Below are 22,714 nucleotides of genomic sequence, written 5' to 3'. Positions count from 1 at the left end.
GCATATTACGGTAGTAACTTTGTAGAATTGTATTGCAAATAGTTGTACTTAAATTCCTTTTTATTATTTTTCATTGCCATTGCCATTGCCATTGAATTTTTAAATGGGAACATTAAACGTGATTCTTGTTCCTTCATTAGGAATAGAATTAAAGAAAACACGGCCGTTAATATATTGTATTCTTTCTTTCATAAAGAGCATGCCCATTCCGGATTCACTGTTTCTCTTTTTTTCGACGGCATTAATATCAAATCCTTTTCCGTTATCGTCAACTGTGATGCTCAATAATGTTGCACTATGTGAAAGCTGTACTATAATATGCGTGGAATCGGCATATTTGATGGCATTGTTGATGGCTTCCTGTGTCAATCGATAAATGTTGATTTCGATTAAAGAATCCAATCGGCTGTTGAAATCAGTTTTGTTGTAAAAGAGAATGTTCTTGCCTGTAAGTTTAGAAAGTTCCAAAGTGAGTTTTGCAAGAGCTGAATTGATTCCGTGGTCACTCAATTCCGGGGGCATCAAATTGAAAGTGGCTGTGCGAACTCCTTTGATGATGTCGAGGGTCAGTTTTTTTAAGTAGTCTATTTTTACGGTGGATTTTTCCTTGTCGTCCAGATTGATGCTTTCGAGGCTGAATTTTAATCCCGTCAGCATTTGCCCAATTCCATCGTGAATTTCTCTTGCGATTCGGTTTTGTTCGTTTTCCTGGTTTTCGACAATCTTGCTTGAAATCACTTTTTGTTGGCTTAGCTTGTCGGCAACATTGGCTGCATTCAGGCGTTCTACTTCCTGCACCGCTTTTTTTCGTTCGGTAATATCAAAACAAATAATCAATAATTCCGATTCGTCTTTTTTTATAGTAACAGGCACCATTGATAAATCCAACCAAAGCGATTGTTCATTTCGTGTGGTGATGTTTAATTCTCCTTGCCAACCTCTGCGGTGGTTCTCGAGAACAATACGGTCGATGATGAGTTGTTCTTTTTCAACTGGAGTCAGTACTTGTCCGAATTTTTTATCCGAAAGAAAAGGGTTGTACTGTATTAGTTTGGAGAATTTTTCACCAATGTGAATAATTGTTCCATCGGTGGCAATTCGGCAGTAGAGTAGGGTGTTCTCCATTGCATAATTCAGCGATTTCAATTCTTTGACGGAGTTTTCTTTTGCTTCGCTGATGATTTCCGTGTCCTGGGCAAGTTTTATTGCTTTTCTTTCTGAAGAAAGGAGATTGGAAATTAACGACTCTACTTTTTTGTTGGTAGGTTTGAAAATGAATATAAATTCCAGTAATAAGACCAATAGGGTAAAAGCGAGAATAGCATATTCGGTTTTACTTTGGAGTGTTACTTTTTCTAGGGCTTCATTATCGTATTCGCCTACAATCTGGTTCATTTTCGAAAGAAAAACTGCTTCATTGTCGAGTATGGTTTGAATCAGTTTTTGGTTTCCCTGCTCGTCTTTATTTTGCTTTATATTGTCCAAAAAAGTACTGCTGGCCTTAAGTAAGGTATCGAAATTAGGCTTTAGATTTTTAAAATATTTAACCAGGATGGGATTTTTTTCTTTTGGAAAACCTAAGCTGTCATTCCCGTTTACCAAGGAATAATGGTTAAATTTCCATTCGGATATGATTTTCGAAACTTTATCGATTTGTTTCTTTTTTTGTAAAGAATCAGTAATAAAATTAAGAATCAAAACTTCTTTCGTCAATTTTTGACTGAGCATTCTTTGCTTTCCCGAAATGTTTATTATTCTGGAATCGCTGAGTTGGCTGTTTAAGTTGTATTGTATGAGGAGTTGACTTAAAAGTACTGTTACGGCTATAGTAACTAAGGCGAATAGATACATTCGCCTTAATTTTATAAATGAAATTTTATCAAAAGATACTTTGGATTTTTTTTTCATATAGAAGACCGTAACTGTTTTTTTAACTTGAGTTTCAGTTTTTTATTCACCAATTTTAAAGAGTAATCTACAATCCTAATGAGTCTTTTATTAACTGAAGATTTTCTGGGGTATAATTGATTTTCAATGCTTCTTGATGTCCTTTATCCGACATTTTATTCCAAGTTTTCAGAATAATGTTTTTTAGTTTTTCTGTATCGTGTTTGTGGACGAATGGGTCTAGATAAAATTCTAAAAACACTAAACAAATAACGTCTTCCAATAGTTGGGTTTCTTCGTCTTTTTTAAGTAATTTTTTCTCGATCAAAAAAGAAACACGATCAATGAAGTCATCTTCATATCCTGCTTTCTTTAAGATTTCGGAAGTCATTTTAGCGTGAAATTTTTTTAGATCCTCTCGCCATTTCAGATATCCCACACGATCCATGGGATACGATTCTCTTGCTATTTTCCAACGGCAAATGTGTTGTGCTTTGGCTGCTATTTGAACGGCTTCTGAAGCTTTGGGCTGAAAAGACATCAGCCTTTCGTACATTCTGTCGGAATATAATAACTCTTTTGGGTAGGTTACGTCCTGGTATATTTCATTATTTGGATCGGCTTCGTTTTCGGCATCAATCCACGCACTGGCGTTTAAAAAGGGGATAGTTTTCATTTGGAATAGTATATATTCAAAGATACATACATTATTCTAAAAACCCAACGAATACTTCATTCCCTTCAATTTTTACAGGGTAGGTAGCTATTTTAAAATCATCACCATTTAAATTAGATCCATCTACTAGTGAAAAAGTTTTTTTGTGCATTGGACAGGCAATTTTTGGAATTCCATCAGTAGAACCTGTCATTCCTCTTGATAAAACCATTTCCATTTTGTGAGGACAGGCATTTTGGCAAGCGTACCATTCGTTTCTTCTTTCGAAGTTGAAAATTGCAATTTGCTTGTTTTTGTATTTAATGCAACCACCTCTATTGCTAGGAAAATCTTTGATATCTCCAGCTTTGAACCAAATTTTTACTTCACTTAAATTTACGGTTTCGTATTGGCTTAATAGTCCTTCCATGTGATTTAGTTTTGTTTTCTGATCCCAGCCCCACCTTATGAGGAGTAGCGGAGCCAAGATTAGAAATGTTATTTATATTTTATAATTTAAGATTCAGCTTGGATTACCAAGCTCTAGGCATTTTTTGGTCTCTTAACGGCACGTATTCTATGTTGTCGTCTTTCTCATCTGTATTGACAAAGTGACTGAAACGTTTCATCAATCTTGGTTTTTCAAGTACTTGTTTCCATTCACATTCGAATGTTCCAACAAGGGATTCCATTTCTGCTTCTAATGTTTCGCAAATTCCTATACGGTCATGGATGATTACTTCTTTTAGATAATCCAATCCTCCATCAAGTTTTTCCAACCAAGTAGAAGTTCGAACCAATGGTCCTGCTGTGCGGATATAATACATAAGGAAACGATCCATATATTTGAAAACAGTCGCTTTGTCTATTTGCTCTGCTAAAAGGACAGCGTGTTTTGGATTGGCTCCACCATTACCGCAGATGTAAAGATTCCAGCCACCTTCAACAGCAATTACTCCAAAATCTTTTCCTCTAGCTTCGGCACATTCTCTAATACAGGCAGAAACTCCTCCTTTTAATTTATGCGGAGAACGAATTCCTCTGTAACGGTTTTCTAATTCGATTGCAAAAGTTGTACTATCATCCATTCCATAACGGCACCAAGTATTACCAACACAGCTTTTTACAGCTCTTAAAGATTTTCCATAAGCATGTCCGCTTTCAAAACCATTATCTATTAATACTTTCCATATTTTTGGCAAGTCATCTAATTGAGCACCGAATAAATCGACACGTTGTGCACCAGTTATTTTGGTATATAAATCAAATTGTTTAGCTACTTCTCCAATGACAATTAATTTTTCAGGAGTGATTTCTCCACCCGCAATTCTTGGCACAACAGAATAGGTTCCGTTTCTTTGAATATTAGCCAAATATCTGTCATTTGTATCTTGAGTAGTTACGTGTTTGTTGGCAGTGTCATTATAAATACTGGAGAAAATAGAAGCTACAACTGGTTTACAAACTTCACAGCCGTCTCCATTTCCGTGATGGTCGATTACTTCGTAATAGTTAGTGTATTTATTGATTTTTACAAGATCGAATAATTCTTGTCTAGTATAATTAAAGTGCTCGCAAATGTTTTCTTTTACTTCTTTACCAATAGATTTTTGAGCTGCTTTTACTAAGTCAGCGACCATTGGTTTACATCCTCCACAACCTGAAGTTGCTTTGGTTAATTTTACGACATCGCCAAATGTATTTGCAGTTCCGTCAAGAATCGAACAACATATAGCGCCTTTGGTAACGTTCTCACAAGAACAGATTACGGCAGTGTCTGGCAAATCGGATGCACTTCCAAGCGTAGATCCCTCTCCACCGCGAGAGCCTAGGATTAAATCTTCCGGATTTGGCGGTAATGCCATTGCGTTGGCATAAATTTGAAATAATCCGTTATAGTCTGATGAATCTCCTACAAGAATTCCTCCCAATAATGTTTTTCCGTCTTTGGTGACATTGATTCTTTTGTAAATACCACTGAATTTGTTTTCATAAACAATTGCAGTAACATCTTCATTTTCAATAAAAGGATCACCAAAACTCGCAACTTCAACTCCAATTAATTTCAATTGAGTAGACATATCGATGGTGTCTCTCATCGTTTTATCCCCTTTTAGGATTTGTTCGGCAGCAACATCGGCCATTTCGTAGCCTGGAGCTACAAGACCATAAATCATTTGATTGTATAAGGCAACCTCACCAATAGCGAAGATGTTAGGATCTGATGTTTGCATTTTATTATTTACCACGATTCCGCCTCTAACGCCTACTTCAAGTCCGGAAATTCTTCCTAGTTCGTCACGAGGTTTAATTCCTGCCGATATAACCAACATATCAACCTTTAACAATTCATCATTGGCAAACATCATCCCCTTTATGCTTTCTTCTCCATCTATATATTGGGTTGCTTTATTAAGATGGATTCCTATATTAAGCTCTTCAATTTTGGATTGCAGCATGTCACTTGCTGCTTGGTCTAACTGTCTTGGCATCAAGCGTGGCGCAAATTCCACTACATGAGCATTTAACTCTAGATCACGTACTGCTTTGGCAGCTTCAAGACCTAGTAAACCGCCTCCAAGAACAGCGGCTTCAGTAGCGCCGTTGGCTTTTATTTTTTTTGCGTAGGTCATAATAGCATCAAGATCCTCGATGGTTCGATAAACGAATACCCCTTCTTTTTCAACCCCATCTATTGGAGGTACAAAAGCAGCTGATCCTGTAGCTAAAACTAAGTAATCATACTCATATGTTTTTTCTAAGTGAGTATGTATTGTTTTTTTCTCTCTGTTGATATCTGTAATTAACTCCGAAGTGTTTAATATGATATTATTCTCTTTATACCATGATGTCGTTGATAAAGATAAATCATCAGCGCTCTTCCCTGCAAAGTATTCACTCAAGTGAACTCTGTCATAGGCGCGTCTTGGCTCTTCTCCAAATACTGTAATTTGATAATTTTCTTGCCCAGATTTCGAAATGAATTTCTCGCAAAATTTATAACCTACCATGCCGTTTCCGACTACTATCACATTAATCATAATCTGTTAATTAAGTATTACTACGCAAACATACGTATAAATACTTAATTTTGATACTTATTTTTTATTTTTTTTCTAAAATAGAATCATTTTTAATTGCAGTTGTTTGAATTCTGAATAAATGCGTAGTTTGATTTGGGCGTGCCCCCGCTCTAGAACATTTTGATAACCAAGGATATTGCTGCTCCGGCGGGGTCAGGCTGTCCGCTGTATTCCTGATTAAAAAAAACTACGGCAAAAAAGCCTTGTTTTTCTAAATCGGGAGATGCCACTTCCATCCTTCACGCGATTCCTGCATATAAGGAGATTTTGGAATTAAAATAGTATGGAATACTTATAGAAAACTAAGTAGAGTAGTGAAGCTATACTTTTTGTATTAGTCTTGGAACATTATAAATTAAATTGTCCTTCTAATACTGTTACGGCTTCACCTAAAATGAAAACTTTGTCCTGTATGATTTCGGTACTCATTTCTCCAGTTCTTAGTGAAGATTGAAAAGCATTCAATTTTGTTTTATTCAATTTTGTAGCCCAATATTTTGTCAAAAAAGTTTGAATGGCACCAGTTACAGGATCTTCATTAGTTCCAGCCCAAGGCCAAAAATATCTATAATGGAAATCAAAATTTTCGTTGTCTGAAATTGCAGTCACCAAAACGCCATTTATTCCAGTATGTGAATTTAGCAAGGCCGTAAAATCAGGCTTTAAATTTGACAATTCAAGTGCACTTTTGATCTCGATTAGGATAATTTTATTTTTAGGACTGTATCTTTTATTTAGAACTTCAGAAATTCCAAGGGCATCTAATGTTTTTTGAGGTACTTCTGTTTCTTCTGTATCGTAAATAGGGAATTGCATTTTGATTTTATTTCCAGTTTTCTCAATAAACAATTCAATATTTTCACAATTGATAAATGTTATGCTATCAAATGAAGTTGTGTCGAATATAATTTTTGAGGAAGCCAATGTGGCGTGACCACATAATGGAATTTCAATCTTTGGTGTAAAAAACCGAATGCTGTAGGTGTTGTCCGTGATTTGTTTTACGAATGCAGTTTCAGAAAAACCAATTTCTGTTGCAATTTTTTGCATGGTATCAAAGTCCAAATTCTCTTCAGGAAAACAAACTGCAGCAGGGTTTCCTTTAAATTTTTCGTTTGTAAAAGAGTCTACAAAATATGTTTTCATTTTGTTAGGTTTTCGTCCCTAATAATTTAATATTTGGGTATATTAGTATTGTTTTTATATTTCTATTTTAACTTTAAAAATTAAATTGAGCTTGTAATCTTAGTAAATTTCCTTGTTGTCGGTTATCCATTTTAGCACTGTCCTCAAAAGTTCTGTCGGAAACAACCCATTCGGCAACTAATTCAAAAAACTTATAGGGTTGCCATTCTAGTCCAAATTCATAATCTCTTACAATATAACTTCTCGCATCTTTTTCAAATTTCTTTCCTCCGTCATAATATTGAAATTTTGCAAATGGGTAAAGATATTTTTGTTTCGGTAAATTCAAATCCCATTTATAATTCAAAGTGATATATCCACCTTGCAAATTATCTGATTGCACGCTATTGGTCGTTTTGTCATAACGTGGCCCTTTACCAAAATTATATTCCGTTTGGATACCAAAAGGTTTTGGATAGAGAACAAAAGTTGCTGCTACACGTTGGTCAGTAACATAATCTGGGTCTAAAGGTGTAGTCACACCCGAAGAAATTTCACTCGTAAAAGCCCATTTGCCTGTATATCCTTGAATACCGGGTTCAATGATCTGGTTACCAATCACAAAAGGATAGGTTAATCTAGCCACTACGTATAAATTTCTATTGGCCTCCGATTTGTTTGGTGTTTGTCCATTATAAGCCCCAAATGCAAAAACGCCATAATCCCCAGAGCCTTTGTAACCATCTTTCACCAGCATAGCAAAACGTTCTCTGATTTCATGTGGAGCCCACATAAAGAAAATCCCCAAGTCACGTTCATTGGCAACAGCACTATTCAGACCATCATTACGGTCTAATGTCAATCTGTTTTGGCTTGATTGCAAATTTTCAAACCCATATGGCACTTTACTTTGTCCAACTCTAATTCTATATTCCTTTTTTGGGTCAAAAGAGAAATCAAAATAGAGATCTCTTAATTGCACAAAATTATTCACTCCAGAAGAAGGAGAACTAGCAAAGTCAGGTTGGATGTAAAAATATAAGTAGGGTAGTATGTCACCTGAAAAAACAAGACGAGCTCTTCTTATAAAAAAACCGTTGTTTGATTTTGCATCAGGATCTGATGATGTCGTTCCCCAAGACTTATCGCACTGATCGCAGGAAACCTTGTCATTTGTTGAGAATAGACCATTATATCTTATTTGAGCATATCCGCGAAGAGAAAACACATCGTACCATTTCTGTTTTTTCTCAGTTTCTTTGATCTCAACAGGTTTTGCTTTGTTTACGGAGTCCATATAATGTGCAATTGCTTTTGAAACCTGATCATTAATGATTTTCTGGATTTTGATAGCTTCTTGAGTTTTGATAGTATCCTGAGCTTTGGTGATGCCAAATGTTAATACCATTATTACAACAATAACTTTTTTCATGAATATTTAGTTTAGAAGTCAGTACATCTAGGAAATTTCATTAAAAATAATTAAAAATTATGTTAAAATAAAATGGATGTATTGATTTTCTTTTAACGGATTACTATTTACATAATCAATCGAACACCTCCCAGCTCTGAAACTCGGTAAGAGAAACGATCACCTGGAGAACCTATAAACATAAAGTTTTTTGGAATTCCCCATTTTTTGGATAATTCGTCAATTAATTCTGGACCAAAAAGACCTTCCAGTTCGATAAATTCGATATGGATTTCAGGATAGGCGCGATCCAAAACTTCCAAATCTTTTTTCAGTAATTCATTTGATTCCCCAGTTTTTTTGATATTGACAATCTTTAATTTTTTTGTGGTTTCATTGTTTTGCACATACTGCATTACTTTGTTCAAAATAGCAACATTATCACCTTTGGTAAAAAACACAAACTCTTGAGAATTAATTTTAAGATGCATTTTATTAAGATAGCGATTGCTCAATATGACTACTTTTCGCAATGGACTGTAGAAATATTCTATAGACGCAATCAACAATTGAATTAAAATGGAACGATTGAGCATTATTAATATGAATATCGTAGCCGGAATTAAGTATTTTATGAAAGTATAAAACGAGTCAATATTGAGTTGGATATTTCCAAGAAAAGCAATTATGATAAAGGCAACTGCCACAACTACTGAAATCCCGCTTGCTCTTGCAGGACGAGGCAGTTTGCTCCTTTTTATTTTGAGCAATAGATTCCCTATTCCGAATAATGCCATTACCGCCAAAAATGAAAAAGTATAGACTCCTGCCAATGACTCAAAATGCCCTTTGGTTACAAATAATACAGAAAGGCATAAAATAAGAAAGCTGATGATGATTCTGTAATTGGATCCTCTTTTGTTTTGTTTTAAAAAATAATTGGGCAAAATTCTGTCCAGGGTCATTCTGTTTAATAATCCTGAAACCCCAACAAATGAGGTTAGCACCGCACCGCATAATACCAAAACGGCATCAATTGAAATAAAAATTGCCAACCAGTTTCCTCCGGTTGTTTGGCCTAAATAAGCCAAAAGGGATTCTTTATGTTCTCCAACTTCGGCAATTGGAATGATGCAAATCAGCAGTAAAGCCAAAACAGGATTGAAAAAACTAACGATGGCCCACATATTTCGAAGTGTTTTTCTAAAAACTCCCTGTTCTTGCTCTTCAACAAAATTGGCCGAGCTTTCAAATCCTGAGATCCCAAGCATTGCTGCCGAAAATCCGAGAAATAATGCTGTTAAAATGCTGCCAGATTTTAAAGGCAGAGCCCAATTGACTGTAAAGATTTCAAGTCCATTATTTAGGATAAACCAAACAGAAGCAATAACCAGTAGACTCAATGTTAGTAAGTGGGTAATAAAGATAAACACTGCCACAATCGCTGATTCTCCAATTCCTATAATCGCCAAGCCAGTAAAAATCAAAAGGACAATTATCGTGGCAATAGTTACGTTGATAAAAGGGAAAATCTTATGTAGATAATGCATTCCTTCCAGTGAAGAAATCACTGCTGTAGCCATATAGGAAAGAACTGTTAAGGTGGCCGCCATGGAGGCAAGCTGTTTTGTTGAGGTGTTTAGCAAAACATTGTAAGCACCACCATTCAGTGGAATTGCACCAACAACTTCATCATAAATTTTCCGAAACAAAAACAAAACAACTGCTACGACAAGTAATGAAATCCAAGCGAACTGTCCAGCATATACGATGGTCAAGGCCGAAACATACAGACAGGAAGAACTAATGTCGTTTCCGCAGATTGCAGTTGACTGCAGTTCGTTTAATTTTTTGTGAACTTGTTTTGTAGTCATAATTTAAAGATTTTTATTTGAAGTGATTTTTTCCTTCACAAAAGGAAATTGTCATACTACTTAAATGGCTTGGTTATCAGGTATTAAATTATGAAATAATTCGGATTAAATTATACTTTTTTATTTTTTGAAAGACTTAACTCTAGAATTGGAGTTTTTATAATGTTTTGTAGCAGAGAGCTTTGTGTTTTTTTATCGGCATTAATCCCGCTATCCGTTGCAAACGAAGTTCACAGAACTTCTATGAATATAAATGTATAGTGAGGTAATCTTATAAGCCGAACCCCGGCTTATAAGGATTTCCACTTCCATTGGGGCTAAAGGAAGGTATTTTGCTTTTTTATCATCATTTCAAAGAAAGGGAGAATAACAATAATAAAGATTAGGTGTAATTAGGAGAGATTCTTAAGTAAATGAGCAGAAAACAATATTTATCCGTGTCTTTGCGAGGCACGAAGCAATCTCATTCAGTATATCCGTTCCAATGACTTGTTGGGTTTGCTTTTGATAGTGAGATTGCTTCGTACCTCGCAAGGACTTTGGCTGTGGATCTTTATTGTGTCAACAGTGCATACACAATTGGAAATATTCGATAATTGCTCTTATAACATCTGATGTCCTAGCCCTGATAGCAGTGAAAATCCTTGTGAGCCGGGGTTCGGCTCGCAAGATTGTAGCGGATAGCAGGAAATAGCTTCTAATCAATTTGATTATTTCTTAAACTCCCCAATATGCCAAAGAATCCCAGACGGATCGTGTATAAAACATTCTTTGCCCCAATCCATTTCCCGAATGGGTACTAATTTTATATTTTCATATTTAGCTGGCAAGTTCAATTCCATAAGTTCAATCCAAAATTGGTTGACATTTTCGACTTCCAAAAAAAGCATAGTGTTGTCTATCCAATCTTTGACATAAGCCTCTTGTAGATAAAAACCGATTCCTTTGGTTTCAAAATAAGAGAAATTAGGTCCTAATATAATTTCCTTAAAACCTAAGTCATGATAAAAATTTCGGGAAGTCTGAAAGTTCTTGGAACCGATAAACGGTCTGATTGATTTGGCTTTATGATTCATGTTTTTTTAGATACTAAGTTTCTAGGGTACTAAGATACTAAGTAAAAGGAACTTTTTAAATTGTCATCTTAAATCTTAGCCATTTATTGTTTACTAAATTTTTGCTCGTTTTCTTTTACCCTAAATACAACGATTTGCTCAATCAACCAGTATGGAATTGGGTGGCTAACTGGGAACTGAACGGAGCCTTTTCCTTGTTTGTAATTGGAAAGCTCATTTGAAAACTCGGTGTGTCCCGTTGGTGTTGCATAAAAGCCTATATGTTTTTTATAACCTGCAAAATAGACCAATGGTTTTCCGTGTGTTTTGTAAGCTGGCATTCCGTACGATATGCTTTCTACAGCTTCGGGCGCTTTTTTAAGAATGGTCATGCGAACTTTTTCCAAAAGAGATTGTATATCTTTTGGAAAGCTTTGTATGTATTCGTCAACAGATTTAAAATCGGTTTTCATGGCTTATCGTTTATCATTGTTTAGTTATCAACTTCCAATTAAAATAGTTGGCAATCCACCTGTGGAAATTCGATTGGCATCTGCTGCCACTTCTTGCATACCGGCTGTTGCCATCTCCGACTGAAATGCTTCAGGAGATTCAAAAGGCATTGTAAACATTTGGTAATAAGGCTGCGTGCCATCGGGAGTGGGTAGGAACTTTGTAACCGTATAAGATTCTACAGTTATAGGAAGTCCTGTTTTTTCATGAAGTAATGCTAAATGACTAGCATAATCTGCTTCAAATTGTTGCACATTGGCGGGTTGCGGATAAAGTACGATTAATTGTAGCATTTTATTGTTTTATTTGTTGATACCTACTCTAATTGGTTTTCGGTTAGCCCGCTTAATATTGATGATTCTTGTTTTAAAGTTTGTGGTTTGATACTGTAATTTTTATGTATCTAAATTACAAATAAAAAAGTTATTTAGTTTAAATTCAGAATTATTCTAAACTGCGATTTTGTACTATAACTATAATTTTTATCTATTGAAAAAATAATTTAGATAAAAATAATTTTGGTAAATTCGTGAGTAAGTTTTTAAAAATCATCACATTATGGAAAATAACGAAAATCAGAATTCTAACGGCGAGGGGAAATGTCCATTCTCTGGAGCTGGCTCAAAACAAAGTGCTGGATCAGGCACAAGAAACAGTGATTGGTGGCCCAATCAGTTAAAATTAAATGTTCTTCGTCAGCACTCCTCGCTGTCCAATCCGATGGGGGAGGCGTTCGACTATGCCGAGGCTTTCAAGAGCCTTGATTTGGCAGCCGTTAAGAAAGACCTTTTCGCATTAATGACCGATTCCCAAGATTGGTGGCCGGCTGATTATGGTCATTATGGACCGTTCTTCATTCGAATGGCGTGGCACAGCGCGGGTACGTACCGTATCGCAGACGGTCGTGGTGGTGGTGGGGCCGGTACACAACGATTTGCTCCACTGAACAGTTGGCCTGATAATGTGAATTTAGATAAAGCACGTTTGCTGTTATGGCCAATCAAACAGAAATACGGCAAAAAAATTTCATGGGCAGACTTGATGATTCTCGCCGGAAATTGTGCGCTTGAGTCCATGGGTTTTAAGACTTTTGGTTTTGGTGGTGGGCGTGCCGATGTTTGGGAACCTAATGAAGATATCTATTGGGGGTCTGAAGGGAAGTGGTTGGATGATAAACGCTATACGGGTGACCGTGAATTGGAAAACCCTCTGGCAGCAGTTCAGATGGGGCTTATTTACGTGAATCCAGAAGGACCTAACGGTAATCCGGATCCTCTTGCATCTGCGCGTGATATTCGGGAAACCTTTGCACGTATGGCTATGAATGACGAGGAAACCGTTGCACTTGTTGCAGGGGGGCACACTTTTGGGAAAACCCATGGCGCAGCCGATCCAAACGAGTATGTTGGTGCAGAACCAGCAGCTGCGGGTATTGAGGAGCAAGGACTTGGGTGGAAAAACACATTTGGTACTGGAAATGGTGAATATACCATTAGTAGTGGTCTTGAGGGAGCCTGGACTACAACGCCCAATAAGTGGAGTAATAATTATTTTGAAAACCTTTTTGGATTCGAATGGGAACTATCGAAAAGCCCGGCTGGTGCACATCAGTGGAAACCAAAAGGAGGGGCTGGGGCAGGTACAGTGCCGGATGCCCACAACCCATCAAAGAGTCACGCTCCAACTATGCTTACCGCTGATTTAGCTTTGAGAGCAGATCCTATCTATGAGTCAATTTCAAGACGCTTCCATGAAAATCCTGATGTATTTGCTGATGCATTCGCTCGAGCATGGTTTAAGTTGACTCATCGTGATATGGGACCAATCGTACGTTATTTGGGACCAGAAGTACCTAAGGAAGAACTTATTTGGCAAGACCCAATCCCAGCAGTAACACACAAACTTATTGATGCCAATGATATAGCTGCTTTGAAAGCCAAAATTTCAGCTTCCGGTTTGTCTGTTTCCCAATTGGTATCTACAGCCTGGGCTTCGGCATCAACATTCCGAGGTTCTGATAAAAGAGGTGGTGCCAATGGTGCACGTATTCGTCTCGCTCCGCAAAAGAACTGGATAGTTAATAATCCTCCTCAATTGGCAAAAGTGTTAGAAACTCTTGAAGGCATCAAGACAGCATTCAATAGCGCACAGTCAGATGGAAAACAGGTTTCACTTGCTGATTTAATCGTTCTAGCCGGTGGTGTCGGAATTGAGAAAGCTGCCCAAAATGTTACTGTTCCTTTTACGGCGGGAAGAGGTGATGCTTCACAAAACCAAACCGATGTGGAATCATTTGCTGTTCTTGAGCCAGAAGCTGACGGATTCCGAAACTATATGAAAACCCAATACACTATTTCGGCAGAAGAAATGTTGATTGATAAAGCACAGTTATTGACTTTGACTGCACCTGAATTGACAGTGTTGGTTGGTGGTTTGCGTGTTCTTAATACTAACTTCGATCAGTCTAGACATGGCGTATTCACAAGCCGTCCGGAGACATTGACTAATGATTTCTTCGTGAACTTACTCGATTTTGGTACGACTTGGAAAGCTTCCTCAGATTCTCAAGAGGTATTTGAAGGTCGTGATCGCAAGACAGGTACATTGAAGTGGACAGGAACCCGTGTGGATTTAATCTTTGGTTCGAATTCAGAGCTTCGTGCTCTAGCTGAGGTTTATGGATGTGAGGATTCCCAAGATCAGTTTGTAAAGGATTTTGTGGCCGCTTGGACTAAGGTAATGAATCTAGATCGCTTTGATTTGAACTAAATAATTGTAATTGTATATTATTAAAAAGGTGGTCTGATTACAGACCACCTTTTTTTATTATAAACCTAACTCGGAATTTTTTCAATTAAAATTTTTGCATTTAATTGGTCAAAATAAGTACAGGTCATTTCTATGATATCGACACTCCATTTTGCAATTCCACATTGTCCTGCATGATTGCAAAAAGTGAGATAATCTGTTTGCCCCTCTTGGTGTATAACCAAGAATTCAATGAATCGTTCTTTGTTGGCAAAAGGAGCTATTGTGATATTGTCATACGTCTCAGTAGCTACAGCTCTATGATTATCGGCTCCAAAATATTCTACATGGCCATCGTTAACAAAGGTATCATAGCCTTTTACGCCCAATATAATTAAGTCTTGAATATAAGCTGGGAAATCGGCTCCTGATTTAACTCTGGAATGCGCTTCTTTTATTTGTGCGATTGTAAACATATTTGATTGTTTTTTGATTAATTATAGTGCAATAAAATCAGCTGTTTTTGGAAAAACACTTAGGGCATCAACAACAACCTGTGGAGTTGGAGTGGCTAGTTTACGGATTTTGGTATCCATCCAGGCACCATCAACAGTAATAACGGCACACAATACATCTTCTTTGTAAAACTCATGAACAATCGACCAGCGTGAAGCATCAGCTTTCATTTTTGCCATTTTGGTTTGCATGATAATCTCGTCCGAGAGATTGATTTCTCTTCTAAAGACACATTCTTCCCTAAATAATATAGGGCCAATATGTTCCTTTTGCATGACTCTTAATGTTAATCCTAATTGTGCCAAAATTTCAACACGATGTTGTGCCCCAAAATCATAATAAGCACTATGACGTAAATGAAAATTTGGATCTAAATCAGACCAGCGAAAGGATAGTTGTTTGCTAAATGTAGCCATGGAGTTTTTAATTTATTGTATGTTTTTGTAAGCAAAGATAACTAGGATTTTCATATGTGCAAAGTGAAAGGTCAAACATAGAACAATTTAAAACGGGAGTTCGATTATTAATTTGGAGCAGAGAGATTTTGTGTTTTTGGTAATATTGTCCCGCTTTCCGTTTCAATCTTTTGTGTCTCATCCCCAAAAGACGAGACACAAAAGGATTTCCACTTCAAACGAAGTTCACTGAACTCCAATGAAAATAAATGAATAGTAAAGTAATCGGGGCTAAAGAGAGGTATTTTGCTTTTTTGTCATCATCCCAAAAAGGAAAAGCTGTAATAATAGAACTCCCTTTTAAAATATTTTTTTAAATTTTCCTATGCATCAAGCAGTCCTTGTATCTCAAACTTGGTCATTTGCATAAATGCCTGCATCACTCTTGGCGCTTTTTCAGGGTCAGCCATAAGTTCGCCCAAAATCCTTGGAACAATTTGCCACGTAACACCAAATTTATCGTCGAGCCAACCGCATTTGTTATAGATTCCGCCTTCGCCTAATTTGTCCCAATAATGGTCAATTTCTTCTTGTGTTTCGCATTCTACGACATAGGAATTGGCAGGCGATAATTTATACATAGGTCCGCCATTTAAGGCCATAAATTTAGTTCCGTTTAATTCAAAGTTGACTATAAAATGATTTTCGAAAGTGATTTTTGAGTTTTTAAAAATGGAGCAATAATGCTCTGCTGCTGCTTTGGCTTGTCCGTCAAACCACAAGCATGGATAAATTTGATTTGCCATTTTATTTTAATTTTAAGTAAAAGTTCTTTTCTTGTTTGTCTAGTTTTTCAATAGCATAACGCAATGTCACTCTCGGCATGGTGGGAGCAAATTGGTTTAAGAAAACAATCAGCTTTGTTTTGTCTTTTTTCCCGGCTTCCCTTATCCAACTTCCAACGGCTTTATTAATCAGTTCTTCTTTGTCATTCAAAAGGATTTCGGCAATTTTGAAAGTGTCTTCAATTTGTCCTTTCTTGATAAAAGCATAGGTGCTGACAATAGCGGTTCTTCGTTCCCAAATGTTTTTCGAATTGGCCAATTGGTAAAGTATTTCTCTTGGTTTGTCCAATAAATATTCCCCGATGATATTATACGCACCTCTGTCAACTAAATCCCAATTGTTGAGTCGGTCGTGTCGCCTTAAATACAGTTCAAATAATTCTTTCTTTCGATCTGCTGTGGTTTTTTTATGCTTGGCCTGAAAATCCATAATACTGACAGCACCCATCCGTATTTCGTAAAAATCACTGTCGAGTAAAATGTCTATTTGGGCGAGAGGCATTTGGGTAAAATCTTCAGCTATTTTAAAAATGTCTCCAAACTTTACTCCAAAAGCTTTTGTTTTATTGTCATTCCCTTTGAAGTATTTTTCAACTTTCCCCAATTCTTCCTCAGATTTAAATTGAGATAATTTTGCAACAAACAGTTCAGCTGTCAAGTCGGGTTCGGAATCGATGTCTGTTGTTTTTGTTATCATTATTGGGTTTCGTTTTTTATCACTGTCTATTCTCGATTAGGCCTAACGAAGTTAAGAAAAAGAAATAATTAATTTATTGAAATAGAATCGATTGTATTTTTTTATTGACGATTTTCTATGTGTTTTGCTTTGCAAATGTCAGGTTTTCGGCTGCGAGGGCTTCCCGTAGTTTTGGAATGGTCGTTTTACCGATTCCGTGTAATTTTAAAATAGCGGCTTCGCTGTATTTGGAGAGTTTTTCTAAAGTTGTTATATCTGCGTTTTCTAGTGCACGTCTCGCTGGAGCAGAAAGCAGGGAAAGGAAACCATTTTTTGGTTTGCGTTCCGCTTCGCATATAGGACAAGTTGGAGAATCACTGCTCTTGTAATAATCATGTCCTTTTTCACAGGTTCGTAAATTCTTCTGTGGCATTTTTTTGTGGTTTTGATATAGCTAAAATAACAAAAATGATCCAAAAAATGACAATAGCAACAGCCATTTGAAATTGTGAATATCTATTTTCTAAATTGTGATTTTTATTTTCTTTAAAATCTATCTTTGGCATCCTTAAAAAAAATATATGAGCACAATTTGGTACGAATGCAAAGTAAAATATAGAAAAACAGATGAAACTGGTGGACAAAAAGTTGTAACAGAACCTTATTTGGTTGATGCTTTGTCCTATACGGAAGCAGAAAGCAGAATCAATGAAGAGATGTCTGCCTATATTAGTGAGGAATTTAAAATCACGAATATAAAAGTGGCAAATTATGCCGAGATTCATCCTTTTGAAAATGCTGACCGTTGGTTTAAATCAAGAGTTTCCTTAATGGCTTACGACGAAGAAAGTGGTAAAGAAAGAAAATCAAATATGTATTTGTTAATACAAGCCAATGATGTAAAAGAAGCTTTCGATAACACTACACATGTAATGAGTACCACGATGGGAGAATATACAATTCCTGCTATTTCGGAATCTCCAATCATGGATGTTTTTCCTTATTTCAGTGGGGAAGAAGGAGAGACTGAACAATTGGAAAGATTCAATGCCTTGAAAGCTTCCAGACCTGTAGAAACGGAAGTGCAGGATACTATGGAATATGATCCAGCTTATTTGGAGGAAAGCGTTTAATATCCCAATATTTTGTAGGAACCCTTTTAAAACTTCGCTTCGCAATCGGAAATTTTTCGGATTGCGAAGCGAAGTTTTTTATTGTTTAATGGGGAATTCCCAACATAAATCAGGAAATCTGTTTAAGAATTTCTCTTTCGGAATGGCGAACCAAGACTTTGAATTTTTCATACCACCCTTTCCAATCTGCTGCACCCATGTCTTTCGCTAGTTCTTTTTCGAAATCCGCAAGTACTGAATAAGACGATTCAAAAATCAGTCGGTAGCTTTCTCCTGTAAAATCGGTTAAAACCCGATTTCCGGTTGTCTGAGGGAACAATCCGCCTTGTGTGGCTTCATCAATCAAAACTTTGGCATCTTTATAACGGCCAAATTGCAGATAAAAAATTTCGCGAACTATATACATGAGTACAAAATTTAGGAGTTAAACAAAATGGTTTTACTCGTATAAAGTTAAGAAATAATACAATTAAATTTTATTTAATATATTGAAAAACAGATTATTGTGTTTGTTTTTTGTTGTTTTAAATTGAAGCTATTCTTGGGGTGTTTTTTGAGACAATCCAGCACATTTTATGGTAAATTGTACAATATCAATTTGTTTTTAATCTTGATTACTGTTTTTCATTTTATTTATCCAAAGGGAAACGGACCAAATCATTGTGATACCAAAGATAATAAGCACAGGAAGATAATAGTTATCAAAAAAATCATGGAAGTACGATCCAATGAAAATATAGGCTGAGGCTATACAGAGTTTTAATGGAATAAATTCGAGGTTTGACCAGCTAGTTTTGATTTTGAAAAAGTTCATGTCGTTATATTTTGGGTTATAGAAATTAGTTTTTTAAAATCGATTAAATAGTTGAAAACATTATTGTTAAGCACTAATTTCAAAGATACGAAATGAATTTTTAATTTTAAATAATGGCTTTATTATTACTCAGTTGGTTAGAGCTAGTGCTTATGTTTAATTTTCTATGACTATCTGCACGAACAGATACTGGAGCTAGTGTTGTAAACTTTGTGGTAGTGAATTTAAAATATACATTTTTTGTTAATATAATGTTGTAATATATTTATTTGTAGATGTTTGGCATGGATATTGGTTAATGGGAATTAATAACTAATAAAACATAAAATCATGACTATAGCAGAATTAGGAACAATATTGAGTGATATGTATAATAATTCTCCAAAAGAAGATGCAGCACTAATGATACGTTTATTTGGTATAAGATATGCTGCTGAAATTAAAAAGGATAATTACTCTAATGAAGAAATTATCAAAGCATCCGGAATTTCGGAAGTATATCTTAATGAATTGTCAAAGGGGGTGAAACTGTCTGTATATGTTAGCTCGAGACAATTATAAGTGTAATATTTTTTGAGTTCTAATTTTAAGAAATAAATAAGCTGCAGTACCAAAATTTTCTGGTATTGCAGCTTAAGTTATTTTAGAGAACAAATCTTTTTATGAAAACTGATGCCCTAGCCCTGATGGAAACGGCATCCTTTTGTGCCGGGGTTCGGCATAAAAGATATAGTGGACAGCAGGAATTAGCTCCTAATGATACTACTCTTTATTGTCATAATATTTTTTTCGGAACCAAAAGGCGACATTGACCAATGCGATTAATGCGGGAACTTCGACCAATGGACCTATGACACCCGCAAAGGCTTGACCGCTGTTGATACCGAAAACACCAATGGCTACGGCGATGGCTAACTCAAAATTGTTTCCAGTGGCGGTAAAGGCGATTGCAGTCGATTTAGAATAATCGGCTCCAAAGTACTTGCCGATGAAGAAACTCATGACGAACATAATAACGAAATAAATCACCAGTGGCAGAGCAATACGCAGCACATCCATTGGGATTTGAATGATTAATTCCCCTTTGAGGCTGAACATTAATATGATGGTAAACAGCAACGAAATTAAGGTGATTGGGGAGATAAAAGGAACGTATTTTGTCTCGAACCATTCGGCTCCTTTTGTGGCAATCAAAGCATAACGAGATATGATTCCAAGGGCAAAGGGAATGCCGAGATATATACCCACACTTTCGGCTATTTGTCCAATGCTGATGTTGACTTCAAAGCCGTGGTACCCAAAATAGGGTGGAAGTATGGTGATGAATACATAGGCGTAAACGCTGTAGAGTAACACTTGAAAGATACTGTTGAGGGCTATTAATCCTGCTGCATATTCACGATTTCCGTCGGCAAGGTCATTCCAAACCACAACCATGGCGATGCAACGCGCTAGCCCAATGAGAATAACACCAATCATGTATTCGGGATAGCCATTCAGAAACAACAAAGCTAGGGCAAACATTAAAATAGGACCGACGACCCAGTTGAGAAATAAGGAGGCGCCCAGTACTTTGGTGTTTTTGAAAACTTCTCCCATTTGCTCGTACTTGACTTTGGCCAGTGGCGGATACATCATTAAGATTAATCCAATGGCAAGCGGAATATTGGTGGTACCGCTCGAAAAGGAGTTGATAAATCCGCTGCTTGACGGGATGAAAAAGCCTATTGAAACGCCTATGACCATGGCCAGAAATATCCAAAGGGTCAGGTTGCGGTCGAGGAATCCTAATTTTTTTCGCTCCAAAGCAGGAGCACAATTATTTGCAGACATATTTTAATTTTTTATTTGGGAGAATACGTAAAATAGTTCCGTTGCAATTTGGATGCTACGTTCCTGATATTTTTCGGATTGTTGAGGAGTGTTATCAAATGCTTTTGGATCTTCGAAAGTAATTGGGATTCGTTTTTCGGCACCTGCAATAAACGGACAACCGTTATCGGCAGAGGAACAAGTCAGAATAGCTGCAAACTCATTTTGTGGGTTGAAAGCGTCATCATATGTTTTGGAAAAGCAAATCAACGGATGATCATTTTCATTGTATTTTACGCTATAAACGGGATTGTTTCCTTCGGAAATAGTTTTGATTTGGAAACCGGTTTTAGACAATGTTTGAGCTACCATTGGGAATAAAGCGGTGGCTTCGGTTCCGCCAGAATAGCTAAATACGTTTTTGATATTGAAATACGCCGCTGCAGTTTGTGCCCATATTTGGGACAAATGGCTTCTTCGGGAATTGTGGGTACAAATGAAATTGAGGCGGATGTCTTGGTTTGCTATTACTTTCGATTGAATGAAATCTATAAGTGGTTGCAAAATGATTTTACGTTCGGCCGAAATACTTTCAAAATTAAGTATATCGATAGTGCTCTTAATGGAAGTGAATATGGTGTTTTTGGTTTGTGTCATTTTGAAATAGGTATGTTTAATTAAAAACCTGCAAGGTCTGGAAAAGAACTTGCAGGAGTAAATGTTCAATTATTAGCAACAACCTGCACCAGGAGTGCAGCAGTTAGCTTCGCTTTCTATTTCGGAAAGTTTTACTTTTTGTTTTTCCTGTGGAGTGCAGCATTGATCTAATGCCAAGCAAGCAGTTTGTTTGTTCAATAGTAAAAAGGTTTCGCCATTATACCCCAAATCATATTTTCCTATAGTGTTGTCTTGGTATTCGACTTCGATTTCAAGATCTTCTAGTTCCAATACTTTTTCGGAAAGAGCGATAATGTTCAACAATTTTTGAGCTTTCAATCGGTGGTCAAAATCATTGGCATCCCATAATTGAAAGTTTACAACCGATTCTTTACGAACGGTTCCACCACAATCAATGAAGTTTTTGGTAATCATTCCAATTTCTGTTACATGGAAATGTTCAGGTACAAATGTTCCGTTAGGCAACTGGAAAGTCACTCCTGTTGCAGTACTTAAGTGTTTTTTAATTTCTGATAGTTTCATGGTGAAAAAAGTTTAAAAGTTTAATCGTTTAAAAGTTTAATCGGTTCAATAGGTTGTTATTCTTGTCTTTGCACTTAATATTCAAATTAGCAACAACCATTTTTCCTCTTGTCTAGGTAAGTGTTGACATGCTGAAAAAAGCCTTTTATTTTATCGAACCCCACTTCGTTCAAGCAATAGCAAATGGCATTTCCTTCGAAATTTCCTTTTATCAAGCCTGCATTTTTTAGTTCTTTTAGGTGTTGGGATATGGTTGGCTGCGATAGAGGTAACTCGTTTACGATGTCACCACAGATGCAACTTTCGACTTTAATCAAGTATTCTATTATGGCTATTCGGGCGGGATGTCCTAATGCTTTGGTTAAAATAGCCAATTCGTTTTGCGCGTCTGTAAAATTTTCTGTTTTAGTTGCTCCCATTGTTATATATTTATATTGCAATATTACGATATAGTTTTAAAATAAAAAAGCAAAATCGAAAAAATTTTGCCTTTATAAGTTTGAACTAATTGTTTCTAATTGCTTTAGTACAACATTTGTACTAGTGGTGTCACCGCTGAAGCCGATTTTGGGAGTAAAGCAGTAAGTGCTGTAAACTGTGTTGGACTAACCAATTTTTTCATTTTGGCTGTAAATGACTCTCTATTTGTTGTCATTTTGGATGTATATCCAGCTTTGTCGGTTGCCATAGTCGGCAAAATATTTTTCTTTTTGTTCAAGGTTTCGTTTACTAATGCATTTACTGCTGGTTTCTGAGCATCGGTTAATTTTAATTTTGGAGATAACAATCCCATAACTTGATTGGATATGCTTGCAACATCAAAACTGCTGGCTGATGCAGTTTTTGCTGTGCTGGTTGCTTTTGTAATATCTCCCATGCTTTGTGCATTGGCAAATGAAATGGTTCCTAATAGAACGGCTGTGATCAATAGTTTCTTTTTCATCATTGCTTATTTTAAGATAAGTTTTTTTT

Annotated in this window: 24 protein-coding genes; 3 read left to right on the top strand and 21 right to left on the bottom strand. The window is 36.3% G+C overall.

The window, feature by feature from the left end; translation table 11 throughout:
- Nucleotides 1–99: 99 nt before the first annotated feature.
- The 10 genes from AC1DY0_RS15725 to AC1DY0_RS15680 all read right to left on the bottom strand — a co-directional run bounded on the left by AC1DY0_RS15725 (nt 100) and on the right by AC1DY0_RS15680 (nt 11,896).
- Nucleotides 100–1,851, bottom strand: a complete 1,752-nt coding sequence (locus AC1DY0_RS15725) for a sensor histidine kinase (RefSeq protein ID WP_477189531.1) — start codon at nt 1,849–1,851, stop codon at nt 100–102.
- Between the two features lie 124 nt (nt 1,852–1,975).
- Nucleotides 1,976–2,563 carry a DUF4202 domain-containing protein gene (locus AC1DY0_RS15720; protein ID WP_477189530.1) on the bottom strand — a complete coding sequence of 196 codons (588 nt, stop codon included), beginning with the start codon at nt 2,561–2,563 and terminating at the stop codon, nt 1,976–1,978.
- A 31-nt stretch (nt 2,564–2,594) separates the two neighbouring features.
- Entirely contained in the window at nt 2,595–2,972 is a 378-nt protein-coding gene (gene nirD, locus AC1DY0_RS15715; RefSeq protein WP_477189529.1) for a nitrite reductase small subunit NirD, read from the bottom strand.
- A 103-nt stretch (nt 2,973–3,075) separates the two neighbouring features.
- Complete coding sequence (gene nirB / locus AC1DY0_RS15710) at nt 3,076–5,583, bottom strand: nitrite reductase large subunit NirB (protein ID WP_477189528.1); 2,508 nt, start codon at nt 5,581–5,583, stop codon at nt 3,076–3,078.
- A 390-nt stretch (nt 5,584–5,973) separates the two neighbouring features.
- A complete protein-coding gene (locus tag AC1DY0_RS15705; protein WP_477189527.1) occupies nt 5,974–6,771 on the bottom strand; it encodes a PhzF family phenazine biosynthesis protein in 798 nt (265 codons plus the stop codon).
- A gap of 73 nt (nt 6,772–6,844) precedes the next feature.
- Nucleotides 6,845–8,182, bottom strand: a complete 1,338-nt coding sequence (locus AC1DY0_RS15700) for a porin (RefSeq protein WP_477189526.1) — start codon at nt 8,180–8,182, stop codon at nt 6,845–6,847.
- Nucleotides 8,183–8,289: 107 nt separating this feature from the next.
- The gene (locus AC1DY0_RS15695; protein WP_477189525.1) at nt 8,290–10,035 is read right to left on the bottom strand and encodes an APC family permease; all 1,746 of its coding nucleotides are present in this window, start codon (nt 10,033–10,035) and stop codon (nt 8,290–8,292) included.
- A gap of 710 nt (nt 10,036–10,745) precedes the next feature.
- Nucleotides 10,746–11,111, bottom strand: coding sequence for a VOC family protein (locus AC1DY0_RS15690; protein WP_477189524.1), 366 nt, complete (start codon nt 11,109–11,111; stop codon nt 10,746–10,748).
- Between the two features lie 83 nt (nt 11,112–11,194).
- Nucleotides 11,195–11,563: an iron chaperone gene (locus AC1DY0_RS15685; RefSeq protein WP_477189523.1), complete on the bottom strand. Its 369-nt coding sequence runs from the start codon at nt 11,561–11,563 to the stop codon at nt 11,195–11,197.
- 27 nt (nt 11,564–11,590) lie between these two features.
- On the bottom strand, nt 11,591–11,896 hold the full coding sequence (locus AC1DY0_RS15680; RefSeq protein ID WP_477189522.1) for an EthD family reductase: 306 nt from the start codon (nt 11,894–11,896) through the stop codon (nt 11,591–11,593).
- A gap of 265 nt (nt 11,897–12,161) precedes the next feature.
- Between AC1DY0_RS15680 and katG the strand changes: the two genes are divergently transcribed.
- Nucleotides 12,162–14,372, top strand: a complete 2,211-nt coding sequence (katG, locus tag AC1DY0_RS15675) for a catalase/peroxidase HPI (RefSeq protein ID WP_477189521.1) — start codon at nt 12,162–12,164, stop codon at nt 14,370–14,372.
- Between the two features lie 65 nt (nt 14,373–14,437).
- On the opposite strand, the gene AC1DY0_RS15670 is transcribed toward katG, so the two are convergent.
- From AC1DY0_RS15670 to AC1DY0_RS15650, 5 genes are all read right to left on the bottom strand, one after another.
- Nucleotides 14,438–14,827 carry a DUF1398 domain-containing protein gene (locus tag AC1DY0_RS15670; protein WP_477189520.1) on the bottom strand — a complete coding sequence of 130 codons (390 nt, stop codon included), beginning with the start codon at nt 14,825–14,827 and terminating at the stop codon, nt 14,438–14,440.
- Nucleotides 14,828–14,848: 21 nt separating this feature from the next.
- Nucleotides 14,849–15,283 carry an acyl-CoA thioesterase gene (locus AC1DY0_RS15665; RefSeq protein ID WP_477189519.1) on the bottom strand — a complete coding sequence of 145 codons (435 nt, stop codon included), beginning with the start codon at nt 15,281–15,283 and terminating at the stop codon, nt 14,849–14,851.
- 362 nt (nt 15,284–15,645) lie between these two features.
- Nucleotides 15,646–16,068, bottom strand: coding sequence for a VOC family protein (locus AC1DY0_RS15660; RefSeq protein WP_477189518.1), 423 nt, complete (start codon nt 16,066–16,068; stop codon nt 15,646–15,648).
- Between the two features lies 1 nt (nt 16,069).
- Entirely contained in the window at nt 16,070–16,804 is a 735-nt protein-coding gene (locus AC1DY0_RS15655) for a DNA alkylation repair protein (protein WP_477189517.1), read from the bottom strand.
- Nucleotides 16,805–16,919: 115 nt separating this feature from the next.
- Entirely contained in the window at nt 16,920–17,216 is a 297-nt protein-coding gene (locus tag AC1DY0_RS15650; RefSeq protein ID WP_477189516.1) for an RNA polymerase alpha subunit C-terminal domain-containing protein, read from the bottom strand.
- 148 nt (nt 17,217–17,364) lie between these two features.
- On the opposite strand from AC1DY0_RS15650, the gene AC1DY0_RS15645 reads away from it, so the two are divergent.
- Nucleotides 17,365–17,916 (top strand): DUF4494 domain-containing protein, encoded by a 552-nt coding sequence (locus AC1DY0_RS15645; RefSeq protein ID WP_477189515.1) that lies wholly within the window; start codon nt 17,365–17,367, stop codon nt 17,914–17,916.
- A 109-nt stretch (nt 17,917–18,025) separates the two neighbouring features.
- Here the strand turns inward: AC1DY0_RS15645 and AC1DY0_RS15640 are convergent, their stop codons facing one another.
- Complete coding sequence (locus AC1DY0_RS15640; protein WP_477189514.1) at nt 18,026–18,322, bottom strand: hypothetical protein; 297 nt, start codon at nt 18,320–18,322, stop codon at nt 18,026–18,028.
- A gap of 738 nt (nt 18,323–19,060) precedes the next feature.
- Between AC1DY0_RS15640 and AC1DY0_RS15635 the strand changes: the two genes are divergently transcribed.
- The gene (locus AC1DY0_RS15635; RefSeq protein ID WP_477189513.1) at nt 19,061–19,291 is read left to right on the top strand and encodes an HTH-like domain-containing protein; all 231 of its coding nucleotides are present in this window, start codon (nt 19,061–19,063) and stop codon (nt 19,289–19,291) included.
- A gap of 201 nt (nt 19,292–19,492) precedes the next feature.
- Here AC1DY0_RS15635 and arsB read toward each other — a convergent pair whose 3' ends face one another.
- From arsB to AC1DY0_RS15610, 5 genes are all read right to left on the bottom strand, one after another.
- Nucleotides 19,493–20,563, bottom strand: coding sequence for an ACR3 family arsenite efflux transporter (gene arsB, locus AC1DY0_RS15630; RefSeq protein WP_477189512.1), 1,071 nt, complete (start codon nt 20,561–20,563; stop codon nt 19,493–19,495).
- Nucleotides 20,564–20,566: 3 nt separating this feature from the next.
- Nucleotides 20,567–21,199 carry an arsenate-mycothiol transferase ArsC gene (locus AC1DY0_RS15625; protein WP_477189511.1) on the bottom strand — a complete coding sequence of 211 codons (633 nt, stop codon included), beginning with the start codon at nt 21,197–21,199 and terminating at the stop codon, nt 20,567–20,569.
- Between the two features lie 72 nt (nt 21,200–21,271).
- Nucleotides 21,272–21,742, bottom strand: a complete 471-nt coding sequence (locus tag AC1DY0_RS15620) for a DUF6428 family protein (RefSeq protein WP_477189510.1) — start codon at nt 21,740–21,742, stop codon at nt 21,272–21,274.
- 86 nt (nt 21,743–21,828) lie between these two features.
- A complete protein-coding gene (locus AC1DY0_RS15615; RefSeq protein WP_477189509.1) occupies nt 21,829–22,161 on the bottom strand; it encodes an ArsR/SmtB family transcription factor in 333 nt (110 codons plus the stop codon).
- A gap of 104 nt (nt 22,162–22,265) precedes the next feature.
- On the bottom strand, nt 22,266–22,685 hold the full coding sequence (locus tag AC1DY0_RS15610; RefSeq protein ID WP_477189508.1) for a hypothetical protein: 420 nt from the start codon (nt 22,683–22,685) through the stop codon (nt 22,266–22,268).
- Nucleotides 22,686–22,714 lie beyond the last annotated feature (29 nt).

The sequence above is a fragment of the Flavobacterium sp. P1_E4 genome (assembly GCF_056405915.1).
This window is presented reverse-complemented; position numbering and strand designations above follow the sequence as displayed.

Excerpts from the sequence above, each read along its gene's own strand:
- AC1DY0_RS15725 (WP_477189531.1), bottom strand. The coding sequence starts at position 1,851 with ATGTATCTATTCGCCTTAGTTACTATAGCCGTAACAGTACTTTTAAGT.
- AC1DY0_RS15720 (WP_477189530.1), bottom strand. The coding sequence starts at position 2,563 with ATGAAAACTATCCCCTTTTTAAACGCCAGTGCGTGGATTGATGCCGAA.
- nirD (WP_477189529.1), bottom strand. The coding sequence starts at position 2,972 with ATGGAAGGACTATTAAGCCAATACGAAACCGTAAATTTAAGTGAAGTA.
- nirB (WP_477189528.1), bottom strand. The coding sequence starts at position 5,583 with ATGATTAATGTGATAGTAGTCGGAAACGGCATGGTAGGTTATAAATTT.
- AC1DY0_RS15705 (WP_477189527.1), bottom strand. The coding sequence starts at position 6,771 with ATGAAAACATATTTTGTAGACTCTTTTACAAACGAAAAATTTAAAGGA.
- AC1DY0_RS15700 (WP_477189526.1), bottom strand. The coding sequence starts at position 8,182 with ATGAAAAAAGTTATTGTTGTAATAATGGTATTAACATTTGGCATCACC.
- AC1DY0_RS15695 (WP_477189525.1), bottom strand. The coding sequence starts at position 10,035 with ATGACTACAAAACAAGTTCACAAAAAATTAAACGAACTGCAGTCAACT.
- AC1DY0_RS15690 (WP_477189524.1), bottom strand. The coding sequence starts at position 11,111 with ATGAATCATAAAGCCAAATCAATCAGACCGTTTATCGGTTCCAAGAAC.
- AC1DY0_RS15685 (WP_477189523.1), bottom strand. The coding sequence starts at position 11,563 with ATGAAAACCGATTTTAAATCTGTTGACGAATACATACAAAGCTTTCCA.
- AC1DY0_RS15680 (WP_477189522.1), bottom strand. The coding sequence starts at position 11,896 with ATGCTACAATTAATCGTACTTTATCCGCAACCCGCCAATGTGCAACAA.
- katG (WP_477189521.1), top strand. The coding sequence starts at position 12,162 with ATGGAAAATAACGAAAATCAGAATTCTAACGGCGAGGGGAAATGTCCA.
- AC1DY0_RS15670 (WP_477189520.1), bottom strand. The coding sequence starts at position 14,827 with ATGTTTACAATCGCACAAATAAAAGAAGCGCATTCCAGAGTTAAATCA.
- AC1DY0_RS15665 (WP_477189519.1), bottom strand. The coding sequence starts at position 15,283 with ATGGCTACATTTAGCAAACAACTATCCTTTCGCTGGTCTGATTTAGAT.
- AC1DY0_RS15660 (WP_477189518.1), bottom strand. The coding sequence starts at position 16,068 with ATGGCAAATCAAATTTATCCATGCTTGTGGTTTGACGGACAAGCCAAA.
- AC1DY0_RS15655 (WP_477189517.1), bottom strand. The coding sequence starts at position 16,804 with ATGATAACAAAAACAACAGACATCGATTCCGAACCCGACTTGACAGCT.
- AC1DY0_RS15650 (WP_477189516.1), bottom strand. The coding sequence starts at position 17,216 with ATGCCACAGAAGAATTTACGAACCTGTGAAAAAGGACATGATTATTAC.
- AC1DY0_RS15645 (WP_477189515.1), top strand. The coding sequence starts at position 17,365 with ATGAGCACAATTTGGTACGAATGCAAAGTAAAATATAGAAAAACAGAT.
- AC1DY0_RS15640 (WP_477189514.1), bottom strand. The coding sequence starts at position 18,322 with ATGTATATAGTTCGCGAAATTTTTTATCTGCAATTTGGCCGTTATAAA.
- AC1DY0_RS15635 (WP_477189513.1), top strand. The coding sequence starts at position 19,061 with ATGACTATAGCAGAATTAGGAACAATATTGAGTGATATGTATAATAAT.
- arsB (WP_477189512.1), bottom strand. The coding sequence starts at position 20,563 with ATGTCTGCAAATAATTGTGCTCCTGCTTTGGAGCGAAAAAAATTAGGA.
- AC1DY0_RS15625 (WP_477189511.1), bottom strand. The coding sequence starts at position 21,199 with ATGACACAAACCAAAAACACCATATTCACTTCCATTAAGAGCACTATC.
- AC1DY0_RS15620 (WP_477189510.1), bottom strand. The coding sequence starts at position 21,742 with ATGAAACTATCAGAAATTAAAAAACACTTAAGTACTGCAACAGGAGTG.
- AC1DY0_RS15615 (WP_477189509.1), bottom strand. The coding sequence starts at position 22,161 with ATGGGAGCAACTAAAACAGAAAATTTTACAGACGCGCAAAACGAATTG.
- AC1DY0_RS15610 (WP_477189508.1), bottom strand. The coding sequence starts at position 22,685 with ATGAAAAAGAAACTATTGATCACAGCCGTTCTATTAGGAACCATTTCA.